At 29.1% G+C, this 25,653-nt stretch carries 28 protein-coding genes; 26 read left to right on the top strand and 2 right to left on the bottom strand.

What is annotated here, in order from left to right; translation table 11 throughout:
• Positions 1 to 217 precede the first annotated feature (217 nt).
• The 24 genes from SY27_RS07505 to SY27_RS07395 all read left to right on the top strand — a co-directional run bounded on the left by SY27_RS07505 (position 218) and on the right by SY27_RS07395 (position 21,154).
• Positions 218 to 712: a rhodanese-like domain-containing protein gene (locus SY27_RS07505; protein WP_045968796.1), complete on the top strand. Its 495-nt coding sequence runs from the start codon at positions 218 to 220 to the stop codon at positions 710 to 712.
• Positions 713 to 714: 2 nt separating this feature from the next.
• Positions 715 to 1,050 (top strand): arsenosugar biosynthesis-associated peroxidase-like protein, encoded by a 336-nt coding sequence (locus SY27_RS07500; protein WP_045968794.1) that lies wholly within the window; start codon positions 715 to 717, stop codon positions 1,048 to 1,050.
• Between the two features lie 96 nt (positions 1,051 to 1,146).
• Entirely contained in the window at positions 1,147 to 2,199 is a 1,053-nt protein-coding gene (gene arsS / locus SY27_RS07495) for an arsenosugar biosynthesis radical SAM (seleno)protein ArsS (RefSeq protein ID WP_045968792.1), read from the top strand.
• A 9-nt stretch (positions 2,200 to 2,208) separates the two neighbouring features.
• Entirely contained in the window at positions 2,209 to 2,805 is a 597-nt protein-coding gene (locus tag SY27_RS07490; RefSeq protein WP_045968790.1) for a TIGR04282 family arsenosugar biosynthesis glycosyltransferase, read from the top strand.
• A 2-nt stretch (positions 2,806 to 2,807) separates the two neighbouring features.
• On the top strand, positions 2,808 to 3,620 hold the full coding sequence (locus tag SY27_RS07485; RefSeq protein WP_045968788.1) for a purine-nucleoside phosphorylase: 813 nt from the start codon (positions 2,808 to 2,810) through the stop codon (positions 3,618 to 3,620).
• Positions 3,621 to 3,644: 24 nt separating this feature from the next.
• The gene (locus SY27_RS07480; protein ID WP_045968786.1) at positions 3,645 to 4,352 is read left to right on the top strand and encodes a DUF2064 domain-containing protein; all 708 of its coding nucleotides are present in this window, start codon (positions 3,645 to 3,647) and stop codon (positions 4,350 to 4,352) included.
• Positions 4,353 to 4,497: 145 nt separating this feature from the next.
• Positions 4,498 to 7,473 (top strand): TonB-dependent receptor domain-containing protein, encoded by a 2,976-nt coding sequence (locus tag SY27_RS07475; RefSeq protein ID WP_045968784.1) that lies wholly within the window; start codon positions 4,498 to 4,500, stop codon positions 7,471 to 7,473.
• 45 nt (positions 7,474 to 7,518) lie between these two features.
• The gene (locus SY27_RS07470) at positions 7,519 to 8,730 is read left to right on the top strand and encodes an ABC transporter substrate-binding protein (RefSeq protein WP_045968781.1); all 1,212 of its coding nucleotides are present in this window, start codon (positions 7,519 to 7,521) and stop codon (positions 8,728 to 8,730) included.
• Position 8,731: 1 nt separating this feature from the next.
• The gene (locus tag SY27_RS07465) at positions 8,732 to 9,604 is read left to right on the top strand and encodes an ABC transporter permease subunit (protein ID WP_052705205.1); all 873 of its coding nucleotides are present in this window, start codon (positions 8,732 to 8,734) and stop codon (positions 9,602 to 9,604) included.
• The gene (locus tag SY27_RS07460; protein ID WP_045968779.1) at positions 9,597 to 10,370 is read left to right on the top strand and encodes an ABC transporter permease; all 774 of its coding nucleotides are present in this window, start codon (positions 9,597 to 9,599) and stop codon (positions 10,368 to 10,370) included. The genes SY27_RS07465 and SY27_RS07460 overlap by 8 nt, the downstream gene beginning before the upstream one ends.
• Positions 10,367 to 11,095: an ABC transporter ATP-binding protein gene (locus SY27_RS07455; RefSeq protein WP_045968777.1), complete on the top strand. Its 729-nt coding sequence runs from the start codon at positions 10,367 to 10,369 to the stop codon at positions 11,093 to 11,095. Before SY27_RS07460 ends, SY27_RS07455 begins: the two co-directional genes overlap by 4 nt.
• A 52-nt stretch (positions 11,096 to 11,147) precedes the next feature.
• Positions 11,148 to 12,080: a radical SAM protein gene (locus tag SY27_RS07450; RefSeq protein WP_045968775.1), complete on the top strand. Its 933-nt coding sequence runs from the start codon at positions 11,148 to 11,150 to the stop codon at positions 12,078 to 12,080.
• Positions 12,081 to 12,209: 129 nt separating this feature from the next.
• Entirely contained in the window at positions 12,210 to 12,899 is a 690-nt protein-coding gene (locus SY27_RS07445; protein ID WP_045968773.1) for a DUF547 domain-containing protein, read from the top strand.
• 45 nt (positions 12,900 to 12,944) lie between these two features.
• Positions 12,945 to 13,913: an arsenosugar biosynthesis arsenite methyltransferase ArsM gene (arsM, locus tag SY27_RS07440; protein ID WP_045968771.1), complete on the top strand. Its 969-nt coding sequence runs from the start codon at positions 12,945 to 12,947 to the stop codon at positions 13,911 to 13,913.
• Positions 13,914 to 14,041: 128 nt separating this feature from the next.
• Positions 14,042 to 14,860 carry a hypothetical protein gene (locus SY27_RS07435; RefSeq protein WP_045968769.1) on the top strand — a complete coding sequence of 273 codons (819 nt, stop codon included), beginning with the start codon at positions 14,042 to 14,044 and terminating at the stop codon, positions 14,858 to 14,860.
• A 12-nt stretch (positions 14,861 to 14,872) separates the two neighbouring features.
• Positions 14,873 to 15,745: a sterol desaturase family protein gene (locus tag SY27_RS07430; protein ID WP_045968767.1), complete on the top strand. Its 873-nt coding sequence runs from the start codon at positions 14,873 to 14,875 to the stop codon at positions 15,743 to 15,745.
• Positions 15,746 to 15,748: 3 nt separating this feature from the next.
• On the top strand, positions 15,749 to 16,447 hold the full coding sequence (locus SY27_RS07425; RefSeq protein ID WP_045968765.1) for a DUF547 domain-containing protein: 699 nt from the start codon (positions 15,749 to 15,751) through the stop codon (positions 16,445 to 16,447).
• A gap of 1 nt (position 16,448) precedes the next feature.
• Positions 16,449 to 17,141, top strand: a complete 693-nt coding sequence (locus SY27_RS07420) for a TIGR04283 family arsenosugar biosynthesis glycosyltransferase (protein WP_045968763.1) — start codon at positions 16,449 to 16,451, stop codon at positions 17,139 to 17,141.
• Between the two features lie 9 nt (positions 17,142 to 17,150).
• Positions 17,151 to 17,984: an AraC family transcriptional regulator gene (locus tag SY27_RS07415; protein ID WP_045968761.1), complete on the top strand. Its 834-nt coding sequence runs from the start codon at positions 17,151 to 17,153 to the stop codon at positions 17,982 to 17,984.
• Between the two features lie 18 nt (positions 17,985 to 18,002).
• The gene (locus SY27_RS07410) at positions 18,003 to 18,812 is read left to right on the top strand and encodes a DUF6503 family protein (RefSeq protein ID WP_045968760.1); all 810 of its coding nucleotides are present in this window, start codon (positions 18,003 to 18,005) and stop codon (positions 18,810 to 18,812) included.
• Positions 18,813 to 18,814: 2 nt separating this feature from the next.
• Positions 18,815 to 19,390, top strand: a complete 576-nt coding sequence (locus SY27_RS07405; protein ID WP_045968758.1) for a DUF2911 domain-containing protein — start codon at positions 18,815 to 18,817, stop codon at positions 19,388 to 19,390.
• 114 nt (positions 19,391 to 19,504) lie between these two features.
• A complete protein-coding gene (locus SY27_RS07400; protein WP_045968756.1) occupies positions 19,505 to 20,326 on the top strand; it encodes an AraC family transcriptional regulator in 822 nt (273 codons plus the stop codon).
• Between the two features lie 95 nt (positions 20,327 to 20,421).
• Positions 20,422 to 20,580 (top strand): hypothetical protein, encoded by a 159-nt coding sequence (locus tag SY27_RS18845; protein ID WP_161794134.1) that lies wholly within the window; start codon positions 20,422 to 20,424, stop codon positions 20,578 to 20,580.
• 40 nt (positions 20,581 to 20,620) lie between these two features.
• Positions 20,621 to 21,154 (top strand): carboxymuconolactone decarboxylase family protein, encoded by a 534-nt coding sequence (locus tag SY27_RS07395; protein WP_045968754.1) that lies wholly within the window; start codon positions 20,621 to 20,623, stop codon positions 21,152 to 21,154.
• 172 nt (positions 21,155 to 21,326) lie between these two features.
• Here SY27_RS07395 and SY27_RS07390 read toward each other — a convergent pair whose 3' ends face one another.
• Positions 21,327 to 22,319 (bottom strand): glycoside hydrolase, encoded by a 993-nt coding sequence (locus SY27_RS07390; RefSeq protein WP_045968751.1) that lies wholly within the window; start codon positions 22,317 to 22,319, stop codon positions 21,327 to 21,329.
• A 1-nt stretch (position 22,320) separates the two neighbouring features.
• Positions 22,321 to 23,577: a POTRA domain-containing protein gene (locus tag SY27_RS07385; protein WP_045968748.1), complete on the bottom strand. Its 1,257-nt coding sequence runs from the start codon at positions 23,575 to 23,577 to the stop codon at positions 22,321 to 22,323.
• 155 nt (positions 23,578 to 23,732) lie between these two features.
• Here SY27_RS07385 and SY27_RS07380 point away from each other — a divergent pair, with 155 nt between their 5' ends.
• Both SY27_RS07380 and SY27_RS07375 read left to right on the top strand, forming a co-directional pair.
• A complete protein-coding gene (locus SY27_RS07380) occupies positions 23,733 to 24,596 on the top strand; it encodes an anti-sigma factor (protein WP_045968746.1) in 864 nt (287 codons plus the stop codon).
• A 133-nt stretch (positions 24,597 to 24,729) separates the two neighbouring features.
• Positions 24,730 to 25,635, top strand: coding sequence for a hypothetical protein (locus tag SY27_RS07375; protein ID WP_045968744.1), 906 nt, complete (start codon positions 24,730 to 24,732; stop codon positions 25,633 to 25,635).
• The last annotated feature ends 18 nt before the right edge of the window (positions 25,636 to 25,653 follow it).

The following is a 25,653-nucleotide window of genomic DNA, read 5'->3' as shown; positions in this document are numbered from 1 at the left end:
GGTGATACTCCCTATCAACCCCGTATATACCCCTTGTCAAAGTCGTAGTTGTGGTACCCTATGGCTTATTTTCTTTTGCGGTTTTTAGTGAAAAAACAAGAGTAGAAAGAAAATAGAATAAGAAGAAAAAACCGTAATAAAAAAAACTTCGTATATTGTTTTGCATACAAAAAATATCAAGAAGTTATTGTAACTTCGTTTAAAAGCAAACTAAACAATGAAATTATTCATCACAATAGCCTTTATTAATATTTTTGGAGTTAGCTTTTCACAAAAAACAATACCAGAAGTAATACAAAAATATAATAAAAATACAGTTCCATATATTTCAGTAGAAGAACTTAAAAATCAAGAAGAAATATTGCTTTTAGATGCGCGAGAACAGGAAGAATATAAAGTAAGTCATTTAGAAAAAGCAATATTTGTAGGACACACAACATTCAATACGAAAATGTTTGAAAAACAATTTCCAAATAAAAATCAGCCTATTGTAGTATATTGTTCCATTGGTGTAAGAAGCGAACAAATAGGAGAGAAACTATTAAAACTAGGATATACAAATGTACAAAACCTATATGGAGGCATTTTTGAATGGATAAACAAAGAGAATCTAGTAGTTGGTGCAAACAACCAAGTAACAGATAGTATTCATGTCTTCTCAAAAGAATGGGAAAAATACGTAACAAAAGGAACTAAAATATATAAAAAATAAGTATGGAAAAATCATATTATGATCCAGCCGATTTAAAGAAATTTGGAAAAATTGTAGAATGGAGCGAAGAACTAGGAAATAGTTTTTTTGAATATTACGGAAAAGTATTTGAAGAAGGGAGTCTTTCAGCACGCGAAAAATCATTAATTGCCTTAGCCGTTTCGCATGCTGTGCAATGCCCATATTGCATTGATGCTTATACAGGTGATGGGCTACAAAGAGGAATTACAAAAGAAGAAATGATGGAAGCCGTTCACGTTACCGCAGCCATAAAAGGAGGAGCCGCTCTTGTACATGGTGTACAAATGATGAATAAATATAACAAACTGTCCATGTAATATTTTCATATATGTGTAAAATAGCTAACTTTTCATGTAAAATAGTAATGCTAGTTTTACACCCATTTATTGACATTTGAATAATATAAAGAAACTATGCAAAAATCGCTTCATGCTAAGCAAAATCCATTGTCAAAAACAGAAAAACAGTTAGAAATCCTATCAAATGGAATTTTTAAAGACGGGTCATTGCCTACGTTTTCCGATAAAATAAAAGCATCTAACCAATTTCCATTACAACCTCATAAAATTGAAATACTTCAAGTCAATGTAGGGTATATGTGCAATCAGGTTTGTGCGCACTGTCATGTAGATGCAGGACCAGATAGAAAAGAAATCATGACAATGGAAACCATGCAACAAATTTTAGAAGTATTAAAAACTACAGAAGTACATACACTAGATTTAACAGGCGGTGCACCAGAAATGAACCCTAACTTTCGTTGGTTTGTAGAACAAGCTTCAAAAATAGGAGTAAAAGATTTTATAGTTCGTTCAAACCTAACCATTATCCTTGCCAATAAAAAATACCAGGATCTACCCGAGTTTTTTGCCAAACATAAAGTACATGTAGTATCATCATTGCCTTTTTATAAAAAAGAAAAAACCGACAAACAAAGAGGAGACGGTGTTTTTGATAAATCTATAAAAGCCTTGCAAATGCTAAACGAAGTAGGCTATGGAAAAGAAGATACAAATTTAAAATTAGATTTAGTATACAATCCATCAGGAGCTTTCTTACCAACAAATCAGTTAGCATTAGAACACGATTTCAAAAAAGCATTAAAACAAGATTTCACTATAGATTTTAACAATTTATTTGCCATTACAAACTTACCAATAGCCAGATTCTTAGATTATCTAATAGCCTCAGATAATTATGAAGACTATATGTATGCATTAGTAGAAGCTTATAATCCAGCAGCAGTATCTAATGTAATGTGCACTAATACAATATCAGTAAGCTGGGATGGTTGGCTATACGATTGCGATTTCAACCAAATGCTAGGATTAAAAGTAGCATCAAAGTCTAAACATATCGCAGACTTTAATACAGAACAATTAAAAAATAGAAATATTATAATTTCCCAACATTGCTATGGATGTACAGCAGGAGCAGGAAGTAGCTGTCAAGGATCAGTAGCATAAAAAAACAATATGAAAAACCTAATACTAATATTCACCCGAAACCCAGAAATAGGTAAAGTAAAAACAAGATTAGCCGCTTCTATAGGTAATGAAAAAGCCTTAGAAATATACATACAACTATTAGAACACACTAAAAAAGTAGCCTTAGAAACAAATTTTGATAAAAGAGTACTATACTCCGAAAAAATAAATACAAATGATATTTGGGAGAATAAACATTTTCAAAAAAAAGTACAACACGGAAATGACCTAGGAGAAAGAATGCAAAATGCCTTTAAAGAAGGCTTTCAGGAAGGCTATGAAAAAATAGTAATTATAGGATCCGATTTAATAGAATTAGAAAGTAAAGACATAGACCAAGCTTTTAAAATATTAACAAATAATGATCTTGTAATAGGACCTGCAAAAGATGGAGGCTATTACCTATTAGGCATGAAACAAATTCCAGACAATATATTTCAACATAAAAACTGGGGAACCAATACCGTACTAAAAGACACACTAAAAGACATTGAAAAATTAAAATACCAATTGCTTAATGAAAAAAACGATATCGACACCATAGAAGATATCAAAAACATACAACTATTTGAAAAATACCTATAAGAATGACAAACGAAACACTAAATAAAACAACCGAATACTTAAAATCAAAAGGATTCAATTCTCCACAAATAGGAATAGTACTAGGAACAGGACTAGGACAATTAGTAAACCACCTTCAAATAGAAGCAGAAGTAAACTATATAGATATTCCAAACTTTCCAGTATCAACAGTAGAATTTCATTCAGGAAAACTATTATTTGGAACATTAGAAAACAAAAAAGTAATAATAATGCAAGGGCGTTTTCATTTATATGAAGGATACACTTTACAAGAAATTACCTTTCCAGTACGAGTAATGAAAGCACTAGGAATAACAACATTGTTAGTTTCAAATGCAGCAGGAGCCATTAATTTAAATTACAAAAAAGGCGATTTAATGCTACTAGACGACCACATTAATTTACAAGGCGGTTCACCATTAGCATTTAAAAATGTATCTGAATTTGGAGAACGATTTACAGACATGTGTGCTCCGTATGATGCCAACTTAAATGAGAAAATGCAACAAATAGCAAAAGAAAACAACATCACATTACATAAAGGAGTTTATGCAGCAGTAGTAGGACCACAATTAGAAACAAGAGCAGAATATAGATACTTAAAAATTATAGGAGCAGATGCTGTAGGAATGAGCACCGTGCCAGAAGTAATTGTAGCCAATCATTTAAATTTACCAGTAATAGCTGTTTCTGTCTTAACAGACGAGTGTAATCCAGATGATTTAAAACCAGTAAACATACCTGAAATTATAGCAGTAGCAGGAGAAGCCGAACCTAAAATGATTACACTATTCAAAGAAATTGTAAAAAGATAAAAGCCCATTCAAAGGATAAATAAAATGAATTTACAAAACCACAATATTGCTAAAACATGCATTCTTCTTTTTGCGCAAAGTGAAAAACAAGAAAGCATAACAAAGCCAATTGTTTCTTCAAACCAGAAGAACCAATTGTTGTGGAAAAAAATGAATGAGCGAGTATTAAAAACCATAAAAAAAACCAAAATAAAATACTACCATTCAAATGAAAAGAATCAAGTAGGGGCAAATTTTGGAGAAAAAATAACGCACGCCATCCAAACTGTTTTTGAAGAAGGATATGAAAATGTAATTGTAATAGGAAACGATTCTCCACAATTAACAACTAAAACCCTTTTAGAAACAACTCAAAAAATTCAGAGTAATGATTTCATTTTTGGTCCAGATAAAAATGGAGGAGTTTATCTTATTGCCATTTCAAAAAAGAACTTCAACAAAAAGAACTTCACAAAACTATCTTGGAAAACATCAAACTTATTTGAAGAAATAAAAACTACTTATGCTAATAATCGAGTTGAATATTTAGAACAATTAAATGATGTTAACAACATTTCAGATGTAAGTAAAGTCGCTTCTACATTTACTTACAACAATATATTTCGTGCTATAATCTTATCAGTTATACACAAACTAGAATACAATCAGACTAGAAATACACATTTCGAATCAATAGAAAACAATACCTTTATTTTTAATAAAGGATCACCAAATAATTATCTATTTCAGTGAGTTCAACATAATAAAAAACGTTAGTCAAAATAATTTTGCCTTAGCAAAATATATTGAATACAAATCGTTTTTTAATCACACATCCTTTTCATAGAACTCATGTTATTTCAATAACACTACATAAAAATAATAGATAATAATATAAATGAATAAAATTTACATATTAGCAATACTCCTTGTGAGTACTCTAGCTATGGCTCAACAAGATGTTACAGTTTCAATACTTGATGCTGAAACAAAAAAAACAATTCCTAATGTATCTGTAACCTTGCAAAATGCAGATAGAAATTTTAAGATAACAGAGAACACAAATAACCAAGGCAAAATAATATTTAGAAATATTGCAGCATTAGACGGATACAAAATAGTATTTGAAGGAAACAATGATTACTTTGAAAATAGCTCAAACCTATTTGATATTCGTTCAAATCAAAACCCAACAATAACATTATTATTGGATAAATACAAAACGGAACTACTAAACGAAGTAATACTTTCAAATGTTTCAACAGCTAAAATTAATCAACGAGATGCCGAGGTTTCTTTTGAATTAAAAGCAACAGAAATACAAGAAATCCCAGTAGAAGGAAGAGACATAGCAAGAGTACTATATCGATTACCAAATGTAACACAAGCAACAGGTTTCTATCCAGAAGCACCAAATGTTAGTATTAATGGAATAAACGGATTATTTACTTCTTATTTAATTGACGGAATGGATAATAATGAACGATTTTTAGGAGGACAAAAATTTGCTATTCCATCAGGGTTCGTGAAAGACATTACCGTGTTAACCAGTAATTTTTCTGCCGAATATGGATTAACAGGTAGTGGAGTTATTGATATTACACCTCGTTCAGGATCTAATAATTTCACAGGGGAAGCTTTTTTTATCACAAGACCAGGACCATCTATAGACGGAACTTCTCCTTTTGCACAACGCGATTTGTCAGGAAATCAAGTTAAAAATGGATTTGCACGTTATCAATTTGGAGCAGGAGTAGGAGGAGCACTTGTAAAAGATAAAACATTCTATTACTTCAATTTTGAACAAACAACAGATGTGAAAGACAATCTACTAAATGTGCCAGTACTTGGAGTAGTAGAAACCATAAAAGGAAACAATAGTTTTAATTATTTTTCAAGTAAAATAGATCAAATATGGAATGCAAAATTTCGATCTTCATTTAGAGCAAATATTGGACTAATTAATGTGGAACGTCAAGGAGGAGGATTAGAAGGAGGAGCTACATTCCCATCGGCAGGTAACACACAAGAAAGAAACAGCATACTTTTAGCATTAAAAAACTCATATAGTTTTGGAAAAATAAGTGCCGAAACAAATGTACTATATAGTCGTTTTAGATGGGATTATGCAAATCCTCAAAATCAAAATGCGTCTCAAGTTGTAGTATTGGGAACAAACGATGAAACATTAGCAATATTAGGACATCCAGGATATGTATTTAACGCATTAGAAAATACCATTCAGTTACAACAAAAAATAAAATACTACGCTAATAATCATACGATTAAAGCAGGATTAAATTTAATAAGTGGCAATCATGAACTTTTAGGAGGAGGAAACCCTAATGGGAATTATACAGTTAAATTAACACAAGCACAAATAGATGATATCAAAAATAACGGAGTAGGAAGTAGATTAGATATACAAGATATTCCATCAAATGCTACCGTAACAAATTATAATGTAGAATTACGCCCAGCACAGTTTGGAACCACTCAAAACATTTATTCAGCTTATCTAGAAGACTTATGGTCAGTTACCGATAAATTAAATATAACCTTAGGTCTCCGATACGATTATGATAACCTTTCAAAAGGAGGAAGCAAAAAAGGCGATTTTAATAACTTAGCACCAAGATTTAATTTCAACTATAAACTAAATAGTACAAGTAGTTTACGTGGAGGATATGGAATAGCCTATGATAAAATAAATTATGCAGTTTATAGTGATGCGTTACAACAAAATACCAAATCAGCAGATTATAGAATGCAATTGCAAGAATTTATACGATTAGGCATTTTACCAGAAAATACAAACATAGACGCCATTACTTTTAATGGAAATAGTTCAGCTAATTTATCAAATGTAACATACTTACAAGGACCATCTAGCGATCAATTGCAAGATCAACGTGAAGGTGCTTTCTCAAATGAACGAAGAATACTAAACCCAAATGGATATAATAATCCATATTCACATCAAATAAGCGTAGGATACCAAGTTCAAATCAATGAAAACACACTCTTTTTTGCAGATGCAGTTCACAATAGAGGAGAAAACTTATTTCGCTTACGCAATTTAAATGCGGCTTCAGAATATCCAATAGATCCAGAAAATGTAGTAGTAAGAACACCTGAAGAAGCAGACGCAACAAGACCTATTCCTATTGTAAATGGAACAGCTACAATTAACGGACAAACCATTACAGGAGTAGCAAGAAACGTGGTAGTTAGTGAAACAGAAGGAAAATCAAGATATTACGCATTAAGTTTAAATTATCAAAAATTGCGAGGAAATGATACTTATGCTTATCGATTAAATTACACTGTATCATCTTTAAAAAATAACACAGAAGATATCAACTTTAGACCACAAGATGGAAACAATTACGGAGACGAATGGGGACCATCAATAAACGACAGGACACACAATATTAATGGTATTTTTAATTATTATCCATTTAAAGGAACAACCGTTACCTTAGCAGGATTGTTACAAAGTGGACAACCTATTAATAGAATTCCGTTAGGGTTTGGTACAACCGATTTAAATGGTGATGGCTCTGGTTTCGGAGAAGCTTATGTAGGAAACAGTGATCGATTTCCTGGAGAAAGTAGAAACAGTGATCGTTTGCCATGGAGTACAACTTTTGATATAGGATTACAACATCAAATTAAAATATCAACATCAAATACAATAGAATTTAGAGCCGATATATTCAATGTATTTAATGCTGAAAATTTAAGCGGATATAGTAACAATGCTACACAGAGTAATCAAATTCAAGCAGGTTCAGCAGCAAGTGGCTTATTTGTACAAAGAAATGCTGCACCACCTAGACAATTTCAATTTGGAATTCGTTATTTGTTTTAAAGGATAATTTAAAATGAAATAATAATCCTAAAATATAAAAGTAAAATGAAAAAAATAAGCTTATTTCTTTTAGCACTATTAATGCTAGCATGCGAAGAGAAAAACAAGAAAGAAGAACTAGATATCTCTAAATTGTCATGGGAAGAAATTGAAGAAGAAGCAAAAGAAAAAAATATAACCATGATGATGTGGATGGGCGATGCTAAAATTAACCAGTACATGAAAAATTATATAGTACCAAAGGTTAAAAAAGAGAATGGTATTAACCTTCAAATTGTAGACGGACAAGGAGCAGCCATTGTACAGCAATTAATGACAGAGCAACAAGCTAATAAAGAAAAAAGCAATATTGATTTAATGTGGATTAATGGAGAAACATTCTATCAATTAAAACAAATTAAAGGCTTATTTGGTCCTTGGACATCAAAATTACCAAATGCAAAATATATCGATTTTAAAAACCCTTTTATTGGAATTGATTTTCAACAACCTGTCAATGGTTATGAAATGCCGTGGGGAAATGTACAAATGACATTAATATATAATGATTTAAAAATTCAAAATCCACCACAAACAAGAGCTGAGTTATTAGCATTTGTAAAATCAAATCCTGGTGTTTTTACTTTTGATAATCAATTCACAGGATTAACATTTCTAAAAGCATTGCTAATTGATATTTCAGGAAATAAAGAGGCATTATCAGGAGAATTTAATCAGGAAAAGTACAATATTTATAGTAAAGAACTTTGGGCTTATATTAATCAACTGAAACCCTATTTATGGAGACAAGGCGATGTTTTTCCAGAAAGTGTAGCACAAATGCATCAACTATTCGCAAATGGTGAATTGTGGTTTACAATGAGTAATAACGATGCAGAAGTAGATAGTAAAGTACAAGAAGGTCTTTTTCCTGAAACAACTAAAGCATATATTCCTTCTTTTGGAACGATACAAAATTCACACTATATGGGTATTCCTAAGAATAGCGGAAATAAAGCAGCAGCAATGGTAGTGGTTAATACTTTAATTTCTGTTGAGGCACAATCTAAAAAAATGGATCCTACGATTTGGGGAGATGGTACCGTGTTAGACCTAAATGCCCTATCAAAAACAGATAAGGAAAAGTTTGAGACAATTACAACTCGAAAAAATGCACCTAAAAGAAGTGAAATTCAAGCTAAAGCATTAAGGGAATTAGCACCAGAATACATGATAAAATTAGCAGAAGATTTTAGAAAAAACATAATAAATAAATAACTTGTCTGCTCCTCTTAAAATAGCATCTATAAATAGGATTCTTTTTGTAATTCTTGTAGGGTTACCTGTTTTTTCAGGATTAACCTATGCTTTTCTATATAGTATAGGAAGCATAGGGATTTTAAACAAAGAAGTACATTTTTCTGTTTGGACAACAACCTTATCCAATACCTTTTTTTGGAAATCAATATTTTTCAGTCTGTATATAGGTATAGTAAGCGTAGCAATAAGTAGTAGTATTGCCTTTTTATTAGCATATTATTGGAGAGAAAATCTAAAAAAAGGAATGCTCTCCTTTGCAGTTTATTTACCCTTGTGTTTTCCCGCAACGGTAATGGCTTTTTTTATATTTCAAATGCTATCACAATCGGGATTTTTATCAAGATTAGTATATAATCTTCATATAACGAATAGTATAAAAGCATTCCCAGAAATGATTAATGACACATACGGAATAGGAATTATTATAACTATGATAATGTTAATAACGCCTTTTTTTATCATTCTATTCTCAAATATTTATCAAGCAGAAAAAATAGAAGAATTTAGCAATTTAGCCGCAACATTAGGAACACATAAAAGACAAATTATGACAAAAGTTATTGTACCAATAGTTTTTAAAAAATCAGCAATAACCTTATTCTTATTTGTAATATTCGTAATGGGAAATTATGAAGTACCATTACTATTAGGAAGGCAAAACCCACAAATGATAGCTGTTGCTATTGTGCAAAAAATACAACGTTTCAATTTATATGATATTCCAGAAGGATATGTTATGAGTATTTTATATGTTCTGTTTCTTATAACGTGTTTAGGTATAATTTTATTAAAAAGCCCTCGTTTTTTTAAAACGAAAGAAAGTAATGATTAAAAAAACATTTCAATATTTGTTTGTAATCTCCATCGGATTTCCGTTGCTATTTCTTTTGTTATTATCATTAGGAAAACAATGGATATTTCCAAATATATTACCACAAGAAATAGCATTTTCAAACTGGCAAACCATTCAAAAAACAGAATCTAATTTAGCGACTATCTTTATAAAATCAATATTCATTTCCACAACAGTCGCTTTTCTAGTTACAACATTTAGTTTTGCAATTTCAAAAGCAATTGCCTACAGTAAGAACAAAACAATATACCTTGTGTTAGCCTATATCCCATACTTATTATCACCAGTAATTATAGCCGTTTTATTTCATTATTTTTTCATTGTTACTAATCTAACAGGAACCTTTTTAGGAATAGTAATAGCACAATTTTTAGTGTCTTTTCCTTTTGGGATTATTATTTTTTCAAGCTTTTGGAATCAAAATATAAAAGCTATAGAAGAATTAAGTTATACTTTAGGAAGCTCTGTTAAAAACACGTATTTAAAAATACTATTACCTATTTCAAAAAACACATTGTTATTATGTTTTTTTCAAGTTTTTCTAATCTCATGGTTCGAATATGGATTAACCAATTTAATAGGAACAGGAAAAGTAAAAACCTTAACAATTAGTGTATTTAAATTTATTAACGAAGCCAATGTTTTTTATGCAGCATTTGCTTCATGTTTGCTAGTAATCCCACCTATGCTATTACTATACATTAATAAAAAAATGCTATTTTTTGTAGAAAATAACAACTCATGAAGAACATTTTAGAGCTAAAACATATTTCAAAAAACTTTGGAACAGAAAAAATTCTTTCAGAAGTGTCTTTGTCATTAGAAAAAGGAAAAACATTAAGCCTATTAGGTTCGTCAGGTAGTGGAAAAACAACACTTTTAAAAATTATTGCAGGTTTAGAAAAACAAGATTCAGGATCAATATTTTTAAATGAAACAGAAATTTCCCAAACAAAACCGCAAAACAGACAGTGTATTTATTTATACCAAGAACCGTTGCTTTTTCCACATCTAAATGTGTTTGAAAATATAGCTTTCGGATTGCGAATAAGAAAAGAAAAAGAAGAATTAATACAACAAAAAGTAAATGAAATAGTAGAATTGATTGATTTAACTAGCCATGTAAATAAAATGACACACCAACTTTCAGGAGGGCAACGTCAGCGTATTTCTTTTGCTAGAGCAATAATAATAAAACCTAAAGTTCTTTTACTTGACGAACCATTTGGAGCATTAGACACTACAACAAGAGAACAAATGCAAAAACTATTTAAAAAACTCAGTCAAACCATGCAAATTTCATCTTTGTTTGTAACGCACGATATAAAAGAATCTATCATTATGGGAGACAGTATTAGTAAAATTGAAAAAGGAAAATTGATACAATATGAAGATAAAAAAGATTTCTTTCAAGACAGCGCTTCAGGTGTTCAAAATGAAATTAACTTCTGGAAACAATTTAATTTTTAGAAAAACAAAACAATGAAAGCGACTATAACTTTTAATACAATTAACGCATAAAATGAATACTTCTTTTAACTATATTCAATCTATCTATTGGGTATTTACACAATTATGTAATGACGATTGCGACCATTGCTATAACGATTCAAGTCCGTTTGGAAAACGAATTAGCAAAGCAGATTGTATGCAAATTATTGAGAATTTACCCGAAAAAGTAGGAAGATTAATTTTAAGCGGAGGAGAACCTCTAGCCGACATTAAACTGTTATACGCAATCTTAGATAAAGTTCGTGAGAAATATGGAGATACAATCCAGATTATGCTACAAACTAATGGAGATTTATTAAATACAGAAAAATTGCAAATACTTATTGAAAAAGGAGTACAACGATTTGATATTGCAAGTATCGACAGATACCATAAAAAAGCAGGAGGACGATTAATAGAATTAGCCGATATATTTGAAAGTTGTGGTGTAATAGGAACTGAAAAAGACCCATTAATTGAAGGCGGACATTATTTAGCTGAAAACCCGTTAAGTTGGGGATATTGGGGCGCAAGTGAAGACATGTGGTTAGGAGGAAATTGGGCAAGAGGAAAAGCTTATAAAAATGATATTTGGTTACAAAATCCAGATCATAATTTTTGTACAATACTTTCAGGAGCAAGAAACTTTTTAGGAGGATATGATGACATTCCACAAGAAATAAGCATTCAATTATGGAGAATTAATCCTTGTTGTCCAGGAACTCATTTTCCTATGGGTGATGCTAGAAAACAAAAAGTAGCTAATGTTTTAGAAAAAGCGTCAAAAAGCACCATTTTTAAAATGCTAAACGAAGGAAATCCACTTAAAATGGGAATTTCATTAGGCGTTTCAGAAGAAGAAGCTAAGAGTAAAAACGACGAATTTAAAAATATTTGTTTGTATTGTGACTATTTTTTAAAATGTCATAAAGATGAAATTTTTGATGAAAACGGTGTCAAATAATAAAACGGCTCTTAATACATGTTTCTTCCAGTGCGAAGCATATCGAGAAGCTTTGTTCCGTTTTACTGCACAAAAATACTCAAACTGAGTTTTAAATAATTTCACCTAACGAGTCAAAAACGATATAAATTGAATTTAATATTAAAGCTCTCTGAAGAACTACTTCATAACGTAAAATTAAATTTGCCTTATGAGAATGAAGTACATCAATTAAGTAAGTTAAAATACAAAAACATAATAGTAAAATTAGCAACAGACAATCATAAAAAAGCATTTTGGATTAATATTTATAATAGCTTTTATCAAATACTAGCCAAACAATACAAAGAAGATGGGATAATTGATAAAAATATTTACAAAACAAAAAGTATTATTATTGCATCAAAACGCTTTTCATTAGACAGTATTGAACATGGAATTTTAAGAAAAAGAAAATTTGTTATAGGTTTTGGCTATTTATATAATCCTTTTTATCCTAAATTTATAGAAAAATTGAGTGTAAGAGTGTTAGATTACCGTATTCATTTTGCCCTAAATTGTGGAGCAATAAGTTGTCCGCCCATTTTAGTTTATGATTATGACAAAATAGAAAACCAATTAGAACTAGCAACACACTCTTTTATAGAATCTGAAACCATATTAATTGAAAATGATAAAAAAATTAAGACATCAAGATTGTTTTTATGGTATTTAGGCGATTTTGGAAACTTTAAAAAGGTAAAACAAATTATAGGGAAAGTGTTTCATAAAAACCTATCAAAATTTAAAATAAGTTTTCAAAAGTACAATTGGACAAAACAATTACATAATTTTAAATAATTATACAGTAAATAAATTCATAAATAACCTTTTAAAAAAAGAGTCATGAGCTACTTAAATGCAACTAACGATTTATATAAAAACGCAGCATTAACTCCAGATGTAGGGCTTTGCTGTACAACAACACCTATATGGAAATTTCCAGGACTTGAAATTCCTACAATAATGCAAGAAATGAATTATGGCTGTGGAAGCACCATTTCGGCACAAGATTTAATTAATAACCCAAAAGTGTTATATGTAGGAGTTGGAGGAGGAATGGAATTATTACAATTTGCCTATTTTTCACGTCAAAAAGGAGGTGTAATAGGAGTTGATGTTGTTGATGAAATGCTAGAAGCTTCCCGAAAAAACTTTAAAGTAGCAGAAGAACAAAATGATTGGTTTAAGAGCGAATTTGTAGAATTGAAAAAAGGAGACGCTTTACATTTACCTATTGAAGATGAAAGTATTGATGTAGCTGCTCAAAATTGCTTATTCAATATTTTTAAAACGGAAGATTTAAAAAAAGCATTACAAGAAATGTATCGTGTTTTAAAACCGCATGGACGCTTAGTAATGAGTGATCCTACTTGCGAACAAGAAATGAACGAAACGTTGAGAAACGATGATCATTTAAGAGCTTTATGTTTAAGCGGAAGTATTCCTATTGCAAATTATATTAAAGCATTAACAGATGTTGGTTTTGGTACTATTGAAATTAGAGGTAGAAGACCTTATAGAATTTTAGACACGGAAAATTACCCAACAGATGAACTAATTTATATTGAAAGTATAGAAGTTTGCGCTATAAAAGATCCGATGCCTGCCGATGGACCTTGCGTTTTTACAGGAAAAGCCGCTATTTATTATGGTAAAGAAGATTATTTTGATGATGAAAAAGGACATGTTTTATTAAAGAATCAACCCTTAGCAGTTTGCGATAAAACAGCAGCAGCATTAGAAGCTTTGGGTAGAAAAGACATCTTTATAAGTGAAAGCACATTTCATTACAATGGAGGAGGTTGTTGTTAACTTTATAAATGAGTATATTTATATTCGAAATAAGACTTTTTAGAGTTGTGTTTTCTATCTAACTTTTTATCTTTTTCAAATACTATATTTTTACCAAATTATAATAAGAACAAAAAAAGCTAATAAATATGAAGAAAGTAATTGTTTTATTTGTTGTAGGACTTTTAGGAAGCCAATTTTCAAATGCGCAAAGTCCTTGGACAAGAGAGAAAGGAAAAGCGTATGTACAATTAGGTCTAACAAGTCTGTCGTATGATGCCATTCAGTTTGATGGAAATAAAGTAGAAAACGTAGGGGATTATAGTGATATTACAATTCAAGCTTATGCAGAATATGGTATAACAGATAAATTAGAAGCACAATTAGTTTTACCTTATAAAACAGCCTCTTATGAAAATGTAGGTGTTTCAGAAAGCATCTCAGGAATGGGTAATATTTCCTTAGGTTTAAAATACAAATTATCAGATAAAAACTGGAAAATAAGTTCAGGAATTGTATATTCTGCAAACTCAATTAAAAAAGATAAAGAATTAGTTGTGAGTACTACTGGCTTTAATGCTTCAACGATTCTACCATATGTTTCCATAGGTTCTAGTCATAATAAATGGTATTATTTCGGAAATATCGGATATGGTTATATGGATAACGATTACTCTGATTTCTTAAAAGCAACAATTGAAGTAGGATACAATATAATTCCAAAAGGACATCTAATGCTTGTTTTAGATACAAAAAATGTAGTATCTAAAGAAGACGCTTATTTAGAAGACAATTTACAATGGGCATCACATTTAGATAGACAAACTTATAATGCACTTGGAATAAAAGCAAATTATGAATTTGTTGAAGGAAAATTTGGGGCTAATTTCTCAACATTTGGCGCTTTTGGAATTGATAATGCTCCATTAGCACCTACTATTAACCTAGGAGTTTATACAAAATTCTAAAGAAACAAATTAATGAATAAATACAAAGAAATAATTATTAATTCCTATTCAGATTATTTCAATTATCTGAAAAATGAACTAGTAACACTCCATATTGAAAACTATTTTTATGGACTAATATTTATTTCTTTAGTTGTTTTTATATTAGAATTATTATTCCCTTGGAGAAAGAATCAACCTGTTTTCAGAAAAGATTTTTGGTTAGATACATTTTATATGTTTTTTAATTTCTTTCTTTTAAATATGATTATTCTTATTGCAATGAGTAATGTAACAGCTCAGTTATTTAATGATATTTTATCATCATTTAACATAGAACTAAAATCACTGCAAATAATTGATTTATCAAGTTTACCAAAAGCATTATCATTGTTTATCTTTTTTATAGTATCCGATTTTGTACAGTGGAATACTCATAGACTATTACATAGATTTGATTTTTTTTGGAACTTTCACAAAGTCCATCATTCTGTAAAAGAAATGGGTTTTGCTGCACATTTACGATATCATTGGATGGAACCTGTTGTTTATAAATCATTGTTATATATTCCAATGGCAATAATAGGTGGTTTTTCAGTTGAAGATGTGTTTATTGTACACTTTATTGCGATTACGATAGGACATTTAAATCATGCTAATCTAGGTTGGGATTATGGTGTTTTTAAGTATATAATAAACAATCCTAAAATGCATATTTGGCATCATAGTAAAGAAATGCCAAGAAAATATGGTGCAAATTATGGTATTTCATTGAGTCTGTGGGATTATTTGTTTAAAAGCAACTATATCCCCAAAGACGGCAAGGATATTGTATTAGGTTTTGAAGAAGATGAACAATTTCCAGATAGTTTTTTAAAGCAAGAAGCTTATCCGTTAAAATTTTAAATTATGAAAAAGAATATTTTAATACTATTGTTTCTAGGAATTCAAGGTATTGCACAAAATTTCGATTATAGAAATTATAATACACTATTAAATAGCCATGTTTCTAGCAGAGGAAATGTGAACTATGATAAATTAAAAACAAACAAAGCAGATCTAGATAAAGTAGTTGAAGAATTTCAAAAAAATCAACCTTCATCAAAATGGAGTAGAAATGAAATACTAGCATATTATATTAACTCATATAATGTACACACACTAAAAAAAGTAATTGATAATTATCCTACGAAGAGCATTAAGAATATTAAAAATGCTTGGGATGATAAATTTATTATTCTAGGATCTAAAAAAATATCACTGTCTTATATTGAGCATAATATATTGAGAAAAATGAACGAACCAAGAATTCATTTTGCTATTAATTGTGCTTCCTATTCTTGTCCTAATTTATTAAATGTAGCTTATTTACCAAATACATTAGAGACTCAATTAGAATTAGTAACAAAAGAATTTGTAAATGATTCATCAAAAAATGATATCTCAACAGATGAAATTAAAATTTCAGAAATATTCAATTGGTTCTCAGGCGATTTTAAAACTAAAAACACAAGTTTAATTGATTTCTTAAACAAGTATTCAACAGTTAAAATTAGCGATAATGCAAAAGTAAGATATTTAAGTTACAACTGGAGTTTGAATAAATAAAATGAAAATTTCTATTATTATTCCTGTTTTAAACGAACAAAAAAACAGTGAAAATATTATAAAATACCTTCGTGAAAATGCGAATAAGGAGAATATAAAAGAAATTATTTTTGTTGATGGAGGAAGCATTGATAAAACAGTTGAGGTAATAACAAAATATCCAGAAGTAATACTTATAAAATCAGAAAGAGGAAGAGCCATTCAAATGAATTCGGGTGCGAAAAAAGCTTCAGGTGACATTTTATACTTTTTACATTGTGATAGTTTTCCGCCCAAACATTTTGATACATTTATGATTCAATCTGTTTTAAAAGGATATTCATCAGGATGTTTTAAAATGAAATTCGATAGTAATCATATAGTTTTAAAAATATCAGAATGGTTTACAAAATTTAATTCTAAATCCTGTAGAGGAGGAGATCAATCTTTATTTGTGACTAAAAAAGTATTTCAAAATCTAAAAGGATTTAATGAAGATTTTGTAATTTATGAAGATAATGAATTCATTTTTAGATTGTATAAAGAAACAAAGTTTACTGTTATTCAAAAAAATATAATAACATCATCAAGACGATATAGAGAAAACGGATTTTTTAAATTACAATTTCATTTTATGATAATTCATGTTTTATATCGATTAAAAATATTCAATCAAACGCAAATAGTAACATATTACAAACGTAATATAATTTAAAAGTAGAAAATGGAATTTAGAGGACAAAATGATGAATATTTATTAGTTACTACTGTTAAAAAAGAGAGTGAAAAAGATATAAATAAAAATAATGAGCATAGTTTGTGTATTTTTTGGAATGAATTTAAAGATACTAAACTCATAATTGATAATGTAGACTATATTCTAAAGAAAGATGAAGTGATGTTTCTAACAGAATTTCATAAAGCGAATATCTCTGAAATAAACACACTAAACGTTATTAAATTTAATCGAAATTTCTACTGTCTAGATAATCATGACAGTGAAATTGGATGTAAAGGAGTTCTTTTTTTTGGAACATCACAAGTGCCAACTATTTTTTTAAATGAAGAAAATTCAGCAGCCATTAGTTTGCTCTGGAAAGTTTTTATAAACGAATTAAAAGCAACTGATGAACTGCAAGGAGAAATGCTTCAAATGCTATTAAAACGATTCCTTATTTTATGTACAAGAATATATAAAGAACAGAAAAAAATAAATTTAGTAGGCGAAACTAAAATGGATATTATTCGAAATTTTAGTTTCTTAGTAGAAGTTCATTATAAAAGCAAGCATACAGTTGCAGAATATGCCGAATTAATGAATAAATCAGCAAAATCATTAACTAATTTATTTTCGAGTCATATAAACAAAACACCTTTGCAAATTATACAAAGTAGAATAATATTGGAAGCGAAGAGAATGTTGTTAAACACAGAAATGCCAATTAAAGAGATTACATTTGAATTAGGATTTGAAGACATGCCATCTTTTAGTCGTTTTTTTAAAAATAAAATAGGCGTTTCACCAAGAGGATATAGAGAAGAAAAGAGTAAAACCTAAAACAACAAACTAACAAAAATGAAGAAACTAAGACAATTATTATGCATTAGTATTTTAATATTATCAGCTTGTAATGAAAAGAAAGGAAGCAGTAATGAGGTAATTACTTCTGATACTATACATGAAATTGAAAATCAGAAAGAACAACTGTCAAAAGCAGATCAAATTATCTATGAAACAATAGAAGCACATGGAGGATTGCTTTTTGATGTAGCAAACTATTCATTTACTTTTAGAGATAAACAATATCATTTTATGAATTATAGTGATGGTTATACATATTCATCTCAAATTAAAAAAAAGGATACAGTTATAAAAGACATTATAACAAATGGAGAGTTTGAACGATATAAGAACGGAATTCTTCAAAACAACACAGAAGAAGAAATAAAAAAGTACACAGGAGCACTTAACTCAGTTATTTATTTTGCAACATTGCCTCACAAATTAAAAGATAGTTCAGTAAAGAAAAAATATATTGAAGAAACCAAAATAAAAGGGAAAGAATATGATGTAATAGAAATAACGTTTAATGAAGATGGAGGAGGACAAGATCATGATGATGAGTTTCATTACTGGATTAATAAAAACACAAAAAAGATAGATTATTTAGCCTATAATTATCAGGTAAATAATGGAGGAGTACGATTTAGAGTAGCATATAATTCTAGAGAAATAGACGGAATTACTTTTCAAGACTATGTAAATTATGAAGCTCAATTAAATACACCATTGAAAGATTTACCAAAACTGTATGAAAATGGAGAGTTAAAAGAGATATCAAAAATAGAAACAGAAAATATTAGTAAAAACACTAACACTAAATAAAAATGAAAAAAATTGTAGCAACAATGATCTTTGCTGTAGCAGCATTAAATGTAAATGCTCAAGAATTTGCTAAATTAGATAAAAGCGGATTAGATGCAGCTTTTTACCCTGAAAATGCTCCAAAACGTGCATTTATAAAAGATAAAACAAAACAACTTGAAGCTGAACCAAAAATTAGAATTTTATATTCAAGACCATTAAAAAAGGAAAGAGAAATCTTTGGGAAAGTAGTAAAATTTAATGAAGCTTGGAGAATTGGAGCAAATGAATCTACAGAGATTTTGTTTATGACAGACGTTATTTTTGGAGAAACAAAAGTAAAAGCAGGTCGTTATACACTGATTGCAATTCCTACAGAAAAAGAATGGACAATTAAATTAAACACTGAAAATGACGGTTGGGGAAATTACTCTTATGATAAAAGTAAAGATATTGCAAGCGTAACAGTTCCTACATCATCAAGCGACAAAGAAATTGAAGCATTATCAATTACAATGTATGAGAAAAGTAAAAATGTAGTACATATAAAAATTGGATGGGATAATACTATTGCGGAAATCCCTGTAACACTACAATAATATAAAGAAAACCATTTTTTAATTAAAAAAATAAACATTAACAAAATAGGCTACAAAGAGAAATAAAACTTTTTGTAGTCTATTAGTTTTATAATTTAAATAGCTCCTAAAACAATGCTCTATACAGGTCAAATTAATGAGTTTATTAGATTAGCAGAAATAAATGCGGCTAATTGCGAGTTGCTTAAAGAAAAAATAAGAGAAGGATTAAGCATTGTTTGGTGTTTAGAAGACTTGACTATAAAAATTGATGGAAATGAAGTTCTATTTCAAAAAGACACTATATTTTTTCTAACAGAATATCATAAAATTGAAATCATTGAAGTAGAGAAAATCAGATTAGTACACTTTAATAGAGCTTTTTATTGTATTTCAGATCATGATAATGAAGTAGGTTGTAAAGGAATATTGTTTTTTGGAGCGTCTCAATTACCAAAAATTACAATTCCAGAGCATGAATCGGATAAATTTGAGATACTCTGGAAAATGTTCTCAATTGAAATGGAATCAAAAGATGATTTACAAAATGATATGCTTCAAATGATGCTAAAAAGACTACTCATCCTTTGCACAAGAATATATAAAGAACAAACCCAGTTAACAAACTTTGATAGAAAACAATTAGACATTGTTAGAGAGTATAATTATTTGGTAGAAATTCATTTTAAAACAAAACATAAAGTCTCAGATTATGCAGAAATGCTAAATAAAAGTCCAAAGACACTTTCAAATGTTTTTAAAAAATATGGCGAAAAATCACCATTACAAATTATTCAAGATAGAATTGTTTTAGAATCAAGAAGATTACTCCGTTATTCTGATAAAACAATAAAAGAAATTACTTATGAAGTTGGATATGAAGATATTCAAACATTTAGTCGATTCTTTAAAAAAATAGAAGGAATCTCTCCTTCAGACTTCAAGAAAACAATATAACAGGAAAAATTACCTACTCAAAGGGAAATCCTGTCTAACTCATAAGGCTATATTCTTCTCAACTTTGTACTATCAAATTGAAAGTATAAAAGACAATGAAAAGATTACAATTTTTACAAGCATTCTTGAAGGATTTTAAAAATCCTTTTTCGAAAAAACAAAAAGCAACATTAATCACAGTAGGTGAAAAGCAATATTGCGAAAGTCATTTTATGGTAGACTACTACTGTAATGATCAGTTTCTATTTATATAATTTAATAAAACCAATAATAATATTTAATAATTAAAACAATATGTCAAATTTTTCAGTACCAACAAGAGATCAAGTTTCAGAAAGCAATCAAGCAATATTTGATAATTTACAAAAAGCAGTAGGTTTTGTCCCAAATATTTATGCTGCAATGGCACATTCTAAAAATGCATTAGGAAGTTATTTACAATTTTCAGGATCAGAAACATCTTTATCTAAAAAAGAAAAAGAAGTTGTTGATTTAGCCGTTAGTCAATTAAATGGTTGTCGTTATTGCCAATCTGCACATACTGCAATAGGGAAAATGAACGGATTTACAGATGATCAAATCATTGAACTTAGAAAAGGAACAGCAAGTTGGGATAATAAAACAAGCGTTTTGGCACAAACATCAAAACTAATAGCAGATAAAAGAGGAAAAATTTCTAATGAAGAACTAGAAACTTTTTTTAACGCAGGATTCACAAAAGAAAACCTAGTAGATTTAATTGTGGCTATTGGAAGTATAACAATAACAAACCTATTCCATAATGTTACTGATGTTCCAATTGATTTTCCAATTGCTCCAGAACTATAATTTTAAAAATAGAATTGGGTAAAATTGATAAATATTCATGTAAAATTGTATAATACTATTTTTAAAATATTTATCATTTTTGTGAAAATCATAAATATGAAACCATGAAAATGGTTCTAATTTAGTTTTTATTTAATTGATTTGTTTATAAGTGCGATGAGTGATAAAATCCTTATCGTACTTTTTTATATTCAAATGCTATAATTTCAAAAGCAGGTTTATTTTGTACAGTATAATCACTATTGTCAAAACCACCAACATTGTTATGATTGTCATACCATTTCCATAAAAAACCACCTGCAAACCAATCTTCTTCCCAAAAAGTATTAAAAAGAGCCTGTAAAGCATTAGATTGTCCTTCTAAATTAACAATTCTGTTTTTTGAAAATTCCCAAGGTTCATGTGTTGTATAATCTTTACTTTGATAGCCAAACTCTGTAAATAAAACTTTCTTCTTTAGTTTTTTAGAAAAACCTTCTATTTTCTCTTTATATATTTCCCAATTGTTTTCTAATTCATTTATTGTAGGCGTTTTTTCTTTTGAAAGCGGAAAGTAAGCATCGATACCTATGTAATCTAAAGCATCAAAAAAAGGAACAGTTTGATAAGAATCCCAGTTTTCAGCATAGGTTAATTGTCCAGAATAAATAGCTTTTATTTTTTCTATTAAATGATGCCAATATTTAGGACGATTAATCACAAAAGTATTTAATTCAGTACCAATGCAAAATAATTCTATTTTTTGTTTCTCGGCAATTTCAGCATAAAATAAAATAAATTTTTCATAGTTTTTTTCAAGTGAAACCCATTCTGCTTCTGAGTTCATTTCAATATGACCTGTAAACCCATTTGGAATCCAAATTTGAGGTTTTAGCATTACTTTAATCTTGTTTTTATTGAATAATGCAGAAGCTGTTTCAATACCTTCTTTTCTTTCTCCAATCCATTGTCTTTGTGAGTTAAAAAAAACAGTACTATCCTTTGTAGATTTCATAAAAGCAAAAGGCATTAATGTAATCCAGTTTGCATTTGTTTTTATTACAGGTTCAATTTCCTTTTGAGAAGTTAATGTATTGGATGCAACAAAACTTATTCCATTGATTTTGTTTTCTTGTGACGAACAAAAACAAAAAAGTAGAAACGATAAATAGAATAATTTTTTCATCTTAAAAATATTGACCAATTCCAAATACTAATCCTTTTGTACCATTTTTTGATATACCAAAACCATAATCTAACCTAAAAATAGCATTAAAAATAGTTTTGTGCATAAAACGCAACCCAACTCCTGGATAAACTCTAAAGTTTTCAGATTTTGTAAAATCGCTAAAACGACCACCTGGTTTTCTCCATGAGCCTACATCGAGAAATGAATTGCCTTGTAAAACAAACCATTTCCTTTCATATAAAGTGGTTCTATATTCTGTATTTATTACAAAAGTGCCTGTTCCTCTATCTATTATGTTTCCAACTCCTCTTATGTTTACATTATTATCTAATGAAAAAGGAGAAAAAGGAGAAGTATCATTTGAAGATAACCCTAGTCTTATTCGTGTAGCCCAATTACCAGTTAATCCTATTCTTTTGAAATATGAAAAATCGTTCCAACCGATTAGAAATTTATCTTGAAAAGAATTGGATTGTGTAACAAATTGAAGATTGGTAGTGTTTTTTATTCCTCTTATTAAATAAAAATCATATTTTAAGTTATCATAGTTATTATTTAATTTAAACAAAAACTTATCAATATCAAAGTATTGCGGAACACTTGAACTAGTTGCACCAGATTTATATTCGTATTTTTCGTTGAAAATAGAACCTCCAAATTTTATAGTATTCTTAAAGCTAGTTCTATAAACGCCTAATAACTCAAAAGACTTATTAATATACTCATATTTTGCAGAAGTGTCTTCAAAGAAAATAGGTTCAATGCTTCCTATATTTTGAAAACTAGTTTCAATACCTAAGTTTTCATTAAATAAATATGGAGATGAAAAATTTATTCCGAATGAATTTATCCCATTATTTTGATAGAAAGCACCAACAGTAATGTTTTTACCTAGTAAATTATATTCATACATGCCTATTCTATAAGCAGCAGCAACATCATCTGTTGTCCAAATAGTTAAGTTGGGAATTAAACTAAGGTTTTCAATAATTGTAAATAAAACAGAATAGTTATTGTTAGAGCTAGTTTTTTCTACTTTGTAAGTAACATTCGATATACCATTTAATCGAGTAAGTGCTTGTACATCATGGTCTAGTTTTATGCTATCTAAAACCTTTCCTTCTTTTGATTGAATGAAATTTGCCATGAATTTAACATCCATTTTTTTTGCTCCAGACCATCCTATTTTATCAATAATGTTTTCTTGAGAAAATGAAAATTGAAAAAAAAGAATTATAAACACTAGTTTTTTCATTTTTTTATTCAAATATCTATAAAAATATTTATAAAAATAAAAATAGGGTAAAATTGACAACAATACAGGAAAAATAGAAAAACAGATAATTAATTAAAAACATTAAATTTGTTAAAATAAAGCGATTTAACTGATTAAACTTAAAATAAAGCGTTATGAAAAAGAATTTTTTTACAATTTTAATGTTAGGGTTTTTAATAACCTCATGTAATAATGATGATGAAGTAGTTTCTTCAACTCCTGAATTAAAATTAAATCTTGAAGGATTAGAAGATCTTGGTTCAGATTTTAAATATGAAGGATGGATTATTGTGAATGACAATCCTATCTCTACAGGTGTCTTTACTGTAGATGCTAATGGAACATTATCACAAACATCATTTATAGTTAACCAAACAGATTTGGCAAATGCTACTAAATTTGTTTTAACTATTGAGCCTACAGTAGATCCTAGTCCAGCTCCTTCAGATACTAAATACTTAGTAGGGGATTTTTCTGGAAATTCTGCAAGTATTTCAGCAGGAATTGTTGGAGACTTTAGTGAATCAACAGGTAAATATTTACTAGCTACACCAACAAATAACAATATGAATCCAGAAGCAGGAGTTTGGTTTATGGATGTTTCAGGCGCAAATCCAGTAGCTGGATTATCTTTACCAACATTGGATGAAGGTTGGAAATATGAAGGATGGGTTGTGAGTAATGATGTTGTTTTAAGTACAGGAAAATTTACTTCTCCTGAAGGTTCTGATGAAGCAGCTCCATATTCTGGAACAATGATGGCTCCTCCTTTTCCGGGAGAAGACTTTCTTATGAATGCTCCTGAAGGATTAACATTTCCAGGTAATTTAAGCGGTGCGACTTTGGTTATTTCAGTAGAACCACATCCTGATAATTCTCCAATGCCATTTGCTTTAAAACCATTATCGCACACAGTTGCAAGTCCAGCAGTAACAGGGACTAACTTTGATATGATGAGAAGTTTGTCTTCTTTTCCATCAGGAACAGTAACAAGATAAATTTAAATTTTAGTTTGTTTTTAATTAGGGGTGAGATAATATCAAACCTCTATTTTTATTAAATGAAACAGAAAATCTGACAAGTAGTATACTTATGATTGCTTGTTAAACAAATATTTAAAAAAATAAAGAAATGAAAAAGCATAAAATATTTTTTGGAGTCTTATTGTTAAGTTCAATGTCTTTTGCGCAAGAAGTAGAAGATGAGCAAACAAATATTCAGAATTATACACCTTCAAAATTATTAGAAAATGGAAAATGGGATATAAAATGGTTTAATAATTTATATACTCAAACCGAAAGAGACGATAATGGAGAAAGAATAAAAAACGAACCACGTCAAAATTATTTTACAACATCCTTAGAAATCTTTACAGGAATAAGTGAAAATAAAAAATTTAATGCAGGTTTTATCGTTGAATTTAGATCTAATACTTTTAATAATCAAGATGTTATAAGTGTTTTTGATTTTAAAAATGCAGTAGGAAAATCGAGAAGTAGTATAGGACATATTGCACCTTCAGTTAAAATAGCACCTTTTAATTCATTGCCAAGATTCTCTATTCAAAGTTCGTTTTTTATTCCAACATTTGATAAAGAAAGTAATGAAAATGGTTATTTAGCTCAAAAAAGTTTTATTTGGCAAAATCGTTTTTTCTATGATTATACTTTTCCTGGAAATAAATTTCAACTTTTCTCTGAATTAGGAACTCGTTTTTTCTTTGGAGAAGATAATGTAAATGATAATGGCTCTTTTAATCCAGACGGTGGATTTGCAAATAATAGTTTAGAAGTTGCACCTGGCGTTTTTTTGAGTTACTTTCCAACATATAAATTTACAGTTCTTGGATTTGTTCAGCATGCCCAATTAATCGATTTAGGAAATGAATTCTCACAAAATTATACTGCACTTGGTGCAGGAGCAAAATATCAATTAACAAATGTTCTAAATGTTGAACTATTATATAGTAAGTTTGTAAGAGGAAGAGATAGTGGTCTAGGACAATCGTTTAATTTTGGTTTAAGGGCAATTTTTTAATAGACTGTTAGAAATCGA

The sequence above is a fragment of the Flavobacterium sp. 316 genome, assembly GCF_000967805.1.
Lineage (GTDB): Bacteria > Bacteroidota > Bacteroidia > Flavobacteriales > Flavobacteriaceae > Flavobacterium > Flavobacterium sediminilitoris.
Note: the sequence above shows the minus strand (reverse complement) of the source record. Positions and strands in the feature narration are given on the sequence as shown.

Bases quoted from the DNA above. Each gene is read 5' to 3' on its own strand.
- SY27_RS07415 (WP_045968761.1), top strand. From the start codon at position 17,151: ATGGAATTTAGAGGACAAAATGATGAATATTTATTAGTTACTACTGTT.
- SY27_RS07455 (WP_045968777.1), top strand. From the start codon at position 10,367: ATGAAGAACATTTTAGAGCTAAAACATATTTCAAAAAACTTTGGAACA.
- SY27_RS07435 (WP_045968769.1), top strand. From the start codon at position 14,042: ATGAAGAAAGTAATTGTTTTATTTGTTGTAGGACTTTTAGGAAGCCAA.
- SY27_RS07420 (WP_045968763.1), top strand. From the start codon at position 16,449: ATGAAAATTTCTATTATTATTCCTGTTTTAAACGAACAAAAAAACAGT.
- SY27_RS07425 (WP_045968765.1), top strand. From the start codon at position 15,749: ATGAAAAAGAATATTTTAATACTATTGTTTCTAGGAATTCAAGGTATT.
- SY27_RS07430 (WP_045968767.1), top strand. From the start codon at position 14,873: ATGAATAAATACAAAGAAATAATTATTAATTCCTATTCAGATTATTTC.
- SY27_RS07490 (WP_045968790.1), top strand. From the start codon at position 2,209: ATGAAAAACCTAATACTAATATTCACCCGAAACCCAGAAATAGGTAAA.
- SY27_RS07380 (WP_045968746.1), top strand. From the start codon at position 23,733: ATGAAAAAGAATTTTTTTACAATTTTAATGTTAGGGTTTTTAATAACC.
- SY27_RS18845 (WP_161794134.1), top strand. From the start codon at position 20,422: ATGAAAAGATTACAATTTTTACAAGCATTCTTGAAGGATTTTAAAAAT.
- SY27_RS07400 (WP_045968756.1), top strand. From the start codon at position 19,505: ATGCTCTATACAGGTCAAATTAATGAGTTTATTAGATTAGCAGAAATA.
- SY27_RS07470 (WP_045968781.1), top strand. From the start codon at position 7,519: ATGAAAAAAATAAGCTTATTTCTTTTAGCACTATTAATGCTAGCATGC.
- SY27_RS07410 (WP_045968760.1), top strand. From the start codon at position 18,003: ATGAAGAAACTAAGACAATTATTATGCATTAGTATTTTAATATTATCA.
- SY27_RS07500 (WP_045968794.1), top strand. From the start codon at position 715: ATGGAAAAATCATATTATGATCCAGCCGATTTAAAGAAATTTGGAAAA.
- SY27_RS07485 (WP_045968788.1), top strand. From the start codon at position 2,808: ATGACAAACGAAACACTAAATAAAACAACCGAATACTTAAAATCAAAA.
- SY27_RS07395 (WP_045968754.1), top strand. From the start codon at position 20,621: ATGTCAAATTTTTCAGTACCAACAAGAGATCAAGTTTCAGAAAGCAAT.
- SY27_RS07475 (WP_045968784.1), top strand. From the start codon at position 4,498: ATGAATAAAATTTACATATTAGCAATACTCCTTGTGAGTACTCTAGCT.
- SY27_RS07450 (WP_045968775.1), top strand. From the start codon at position 11,148: ATGAATACTTCTTTTAACTATATTCAATCTATCTATTGGGTATTTACA.
- SY27_RS07375 (WP_045968744.1), top strand. From the start codon at position 24,730: ATGAAAAAGCATAAAATATTTTTTGGAGTCTTATTGTTAAGTTCAATG.
- SY27_RS07405 (WP_045968758.1), top strand. From the start codon at position 18,815: ATGAAAAAAATTGTAGCAACAATGATCTTTGCTGTAGCAGCATTAAAT.
- SY27_RS07385 (WP_045968748.1), bottom strand. From the start codon at position 23,577: ATGAAAAAACTAGTGTTTATAATTCTTTTTTTTCAATTTTCATTTTCT.
- arsS (WP_045968792.1), top strand. From the start codon at position 1,147: ATGCAAAAATCGCTTCATGCTAAGCAAAATCCATTGTCAAAAACAGAA.
- arsM (WP_045968771.1), top strand. From the start codon at position 12,945: ATGAGCTACTTAAATGCAACTAACGATTTATATAAAAACGCAGCATTA.
- SY27_RS07460 (WP_045968779.1), top strand. From the start codon at position 9,597: ATGATTAAAAAAACATTTCAATATTTGTTTGTAATCTCCATCGGATTT.
- SY27_RS07390 (WP_045968751.1), bottom strand. From the start codon at position 22,319: ATGAAAAAATTATTCTATTTATCGTTTCTACTTTTTTGTTTTTGTTCG.
- SY27_RS07505 (WP_045968796.1), top strand. From the start codon at position 218: ATGAAATTATTCATCACAATAGCCTTTATTAATATTTTTGGAGTTAGC.
- SY27_RS07480 (WP_045968786.1), top strand. From the start codon at position 3,645: ATGAATTTACAAAACCACAATATTGCTAAAACATGCATTCTTCTTTTT.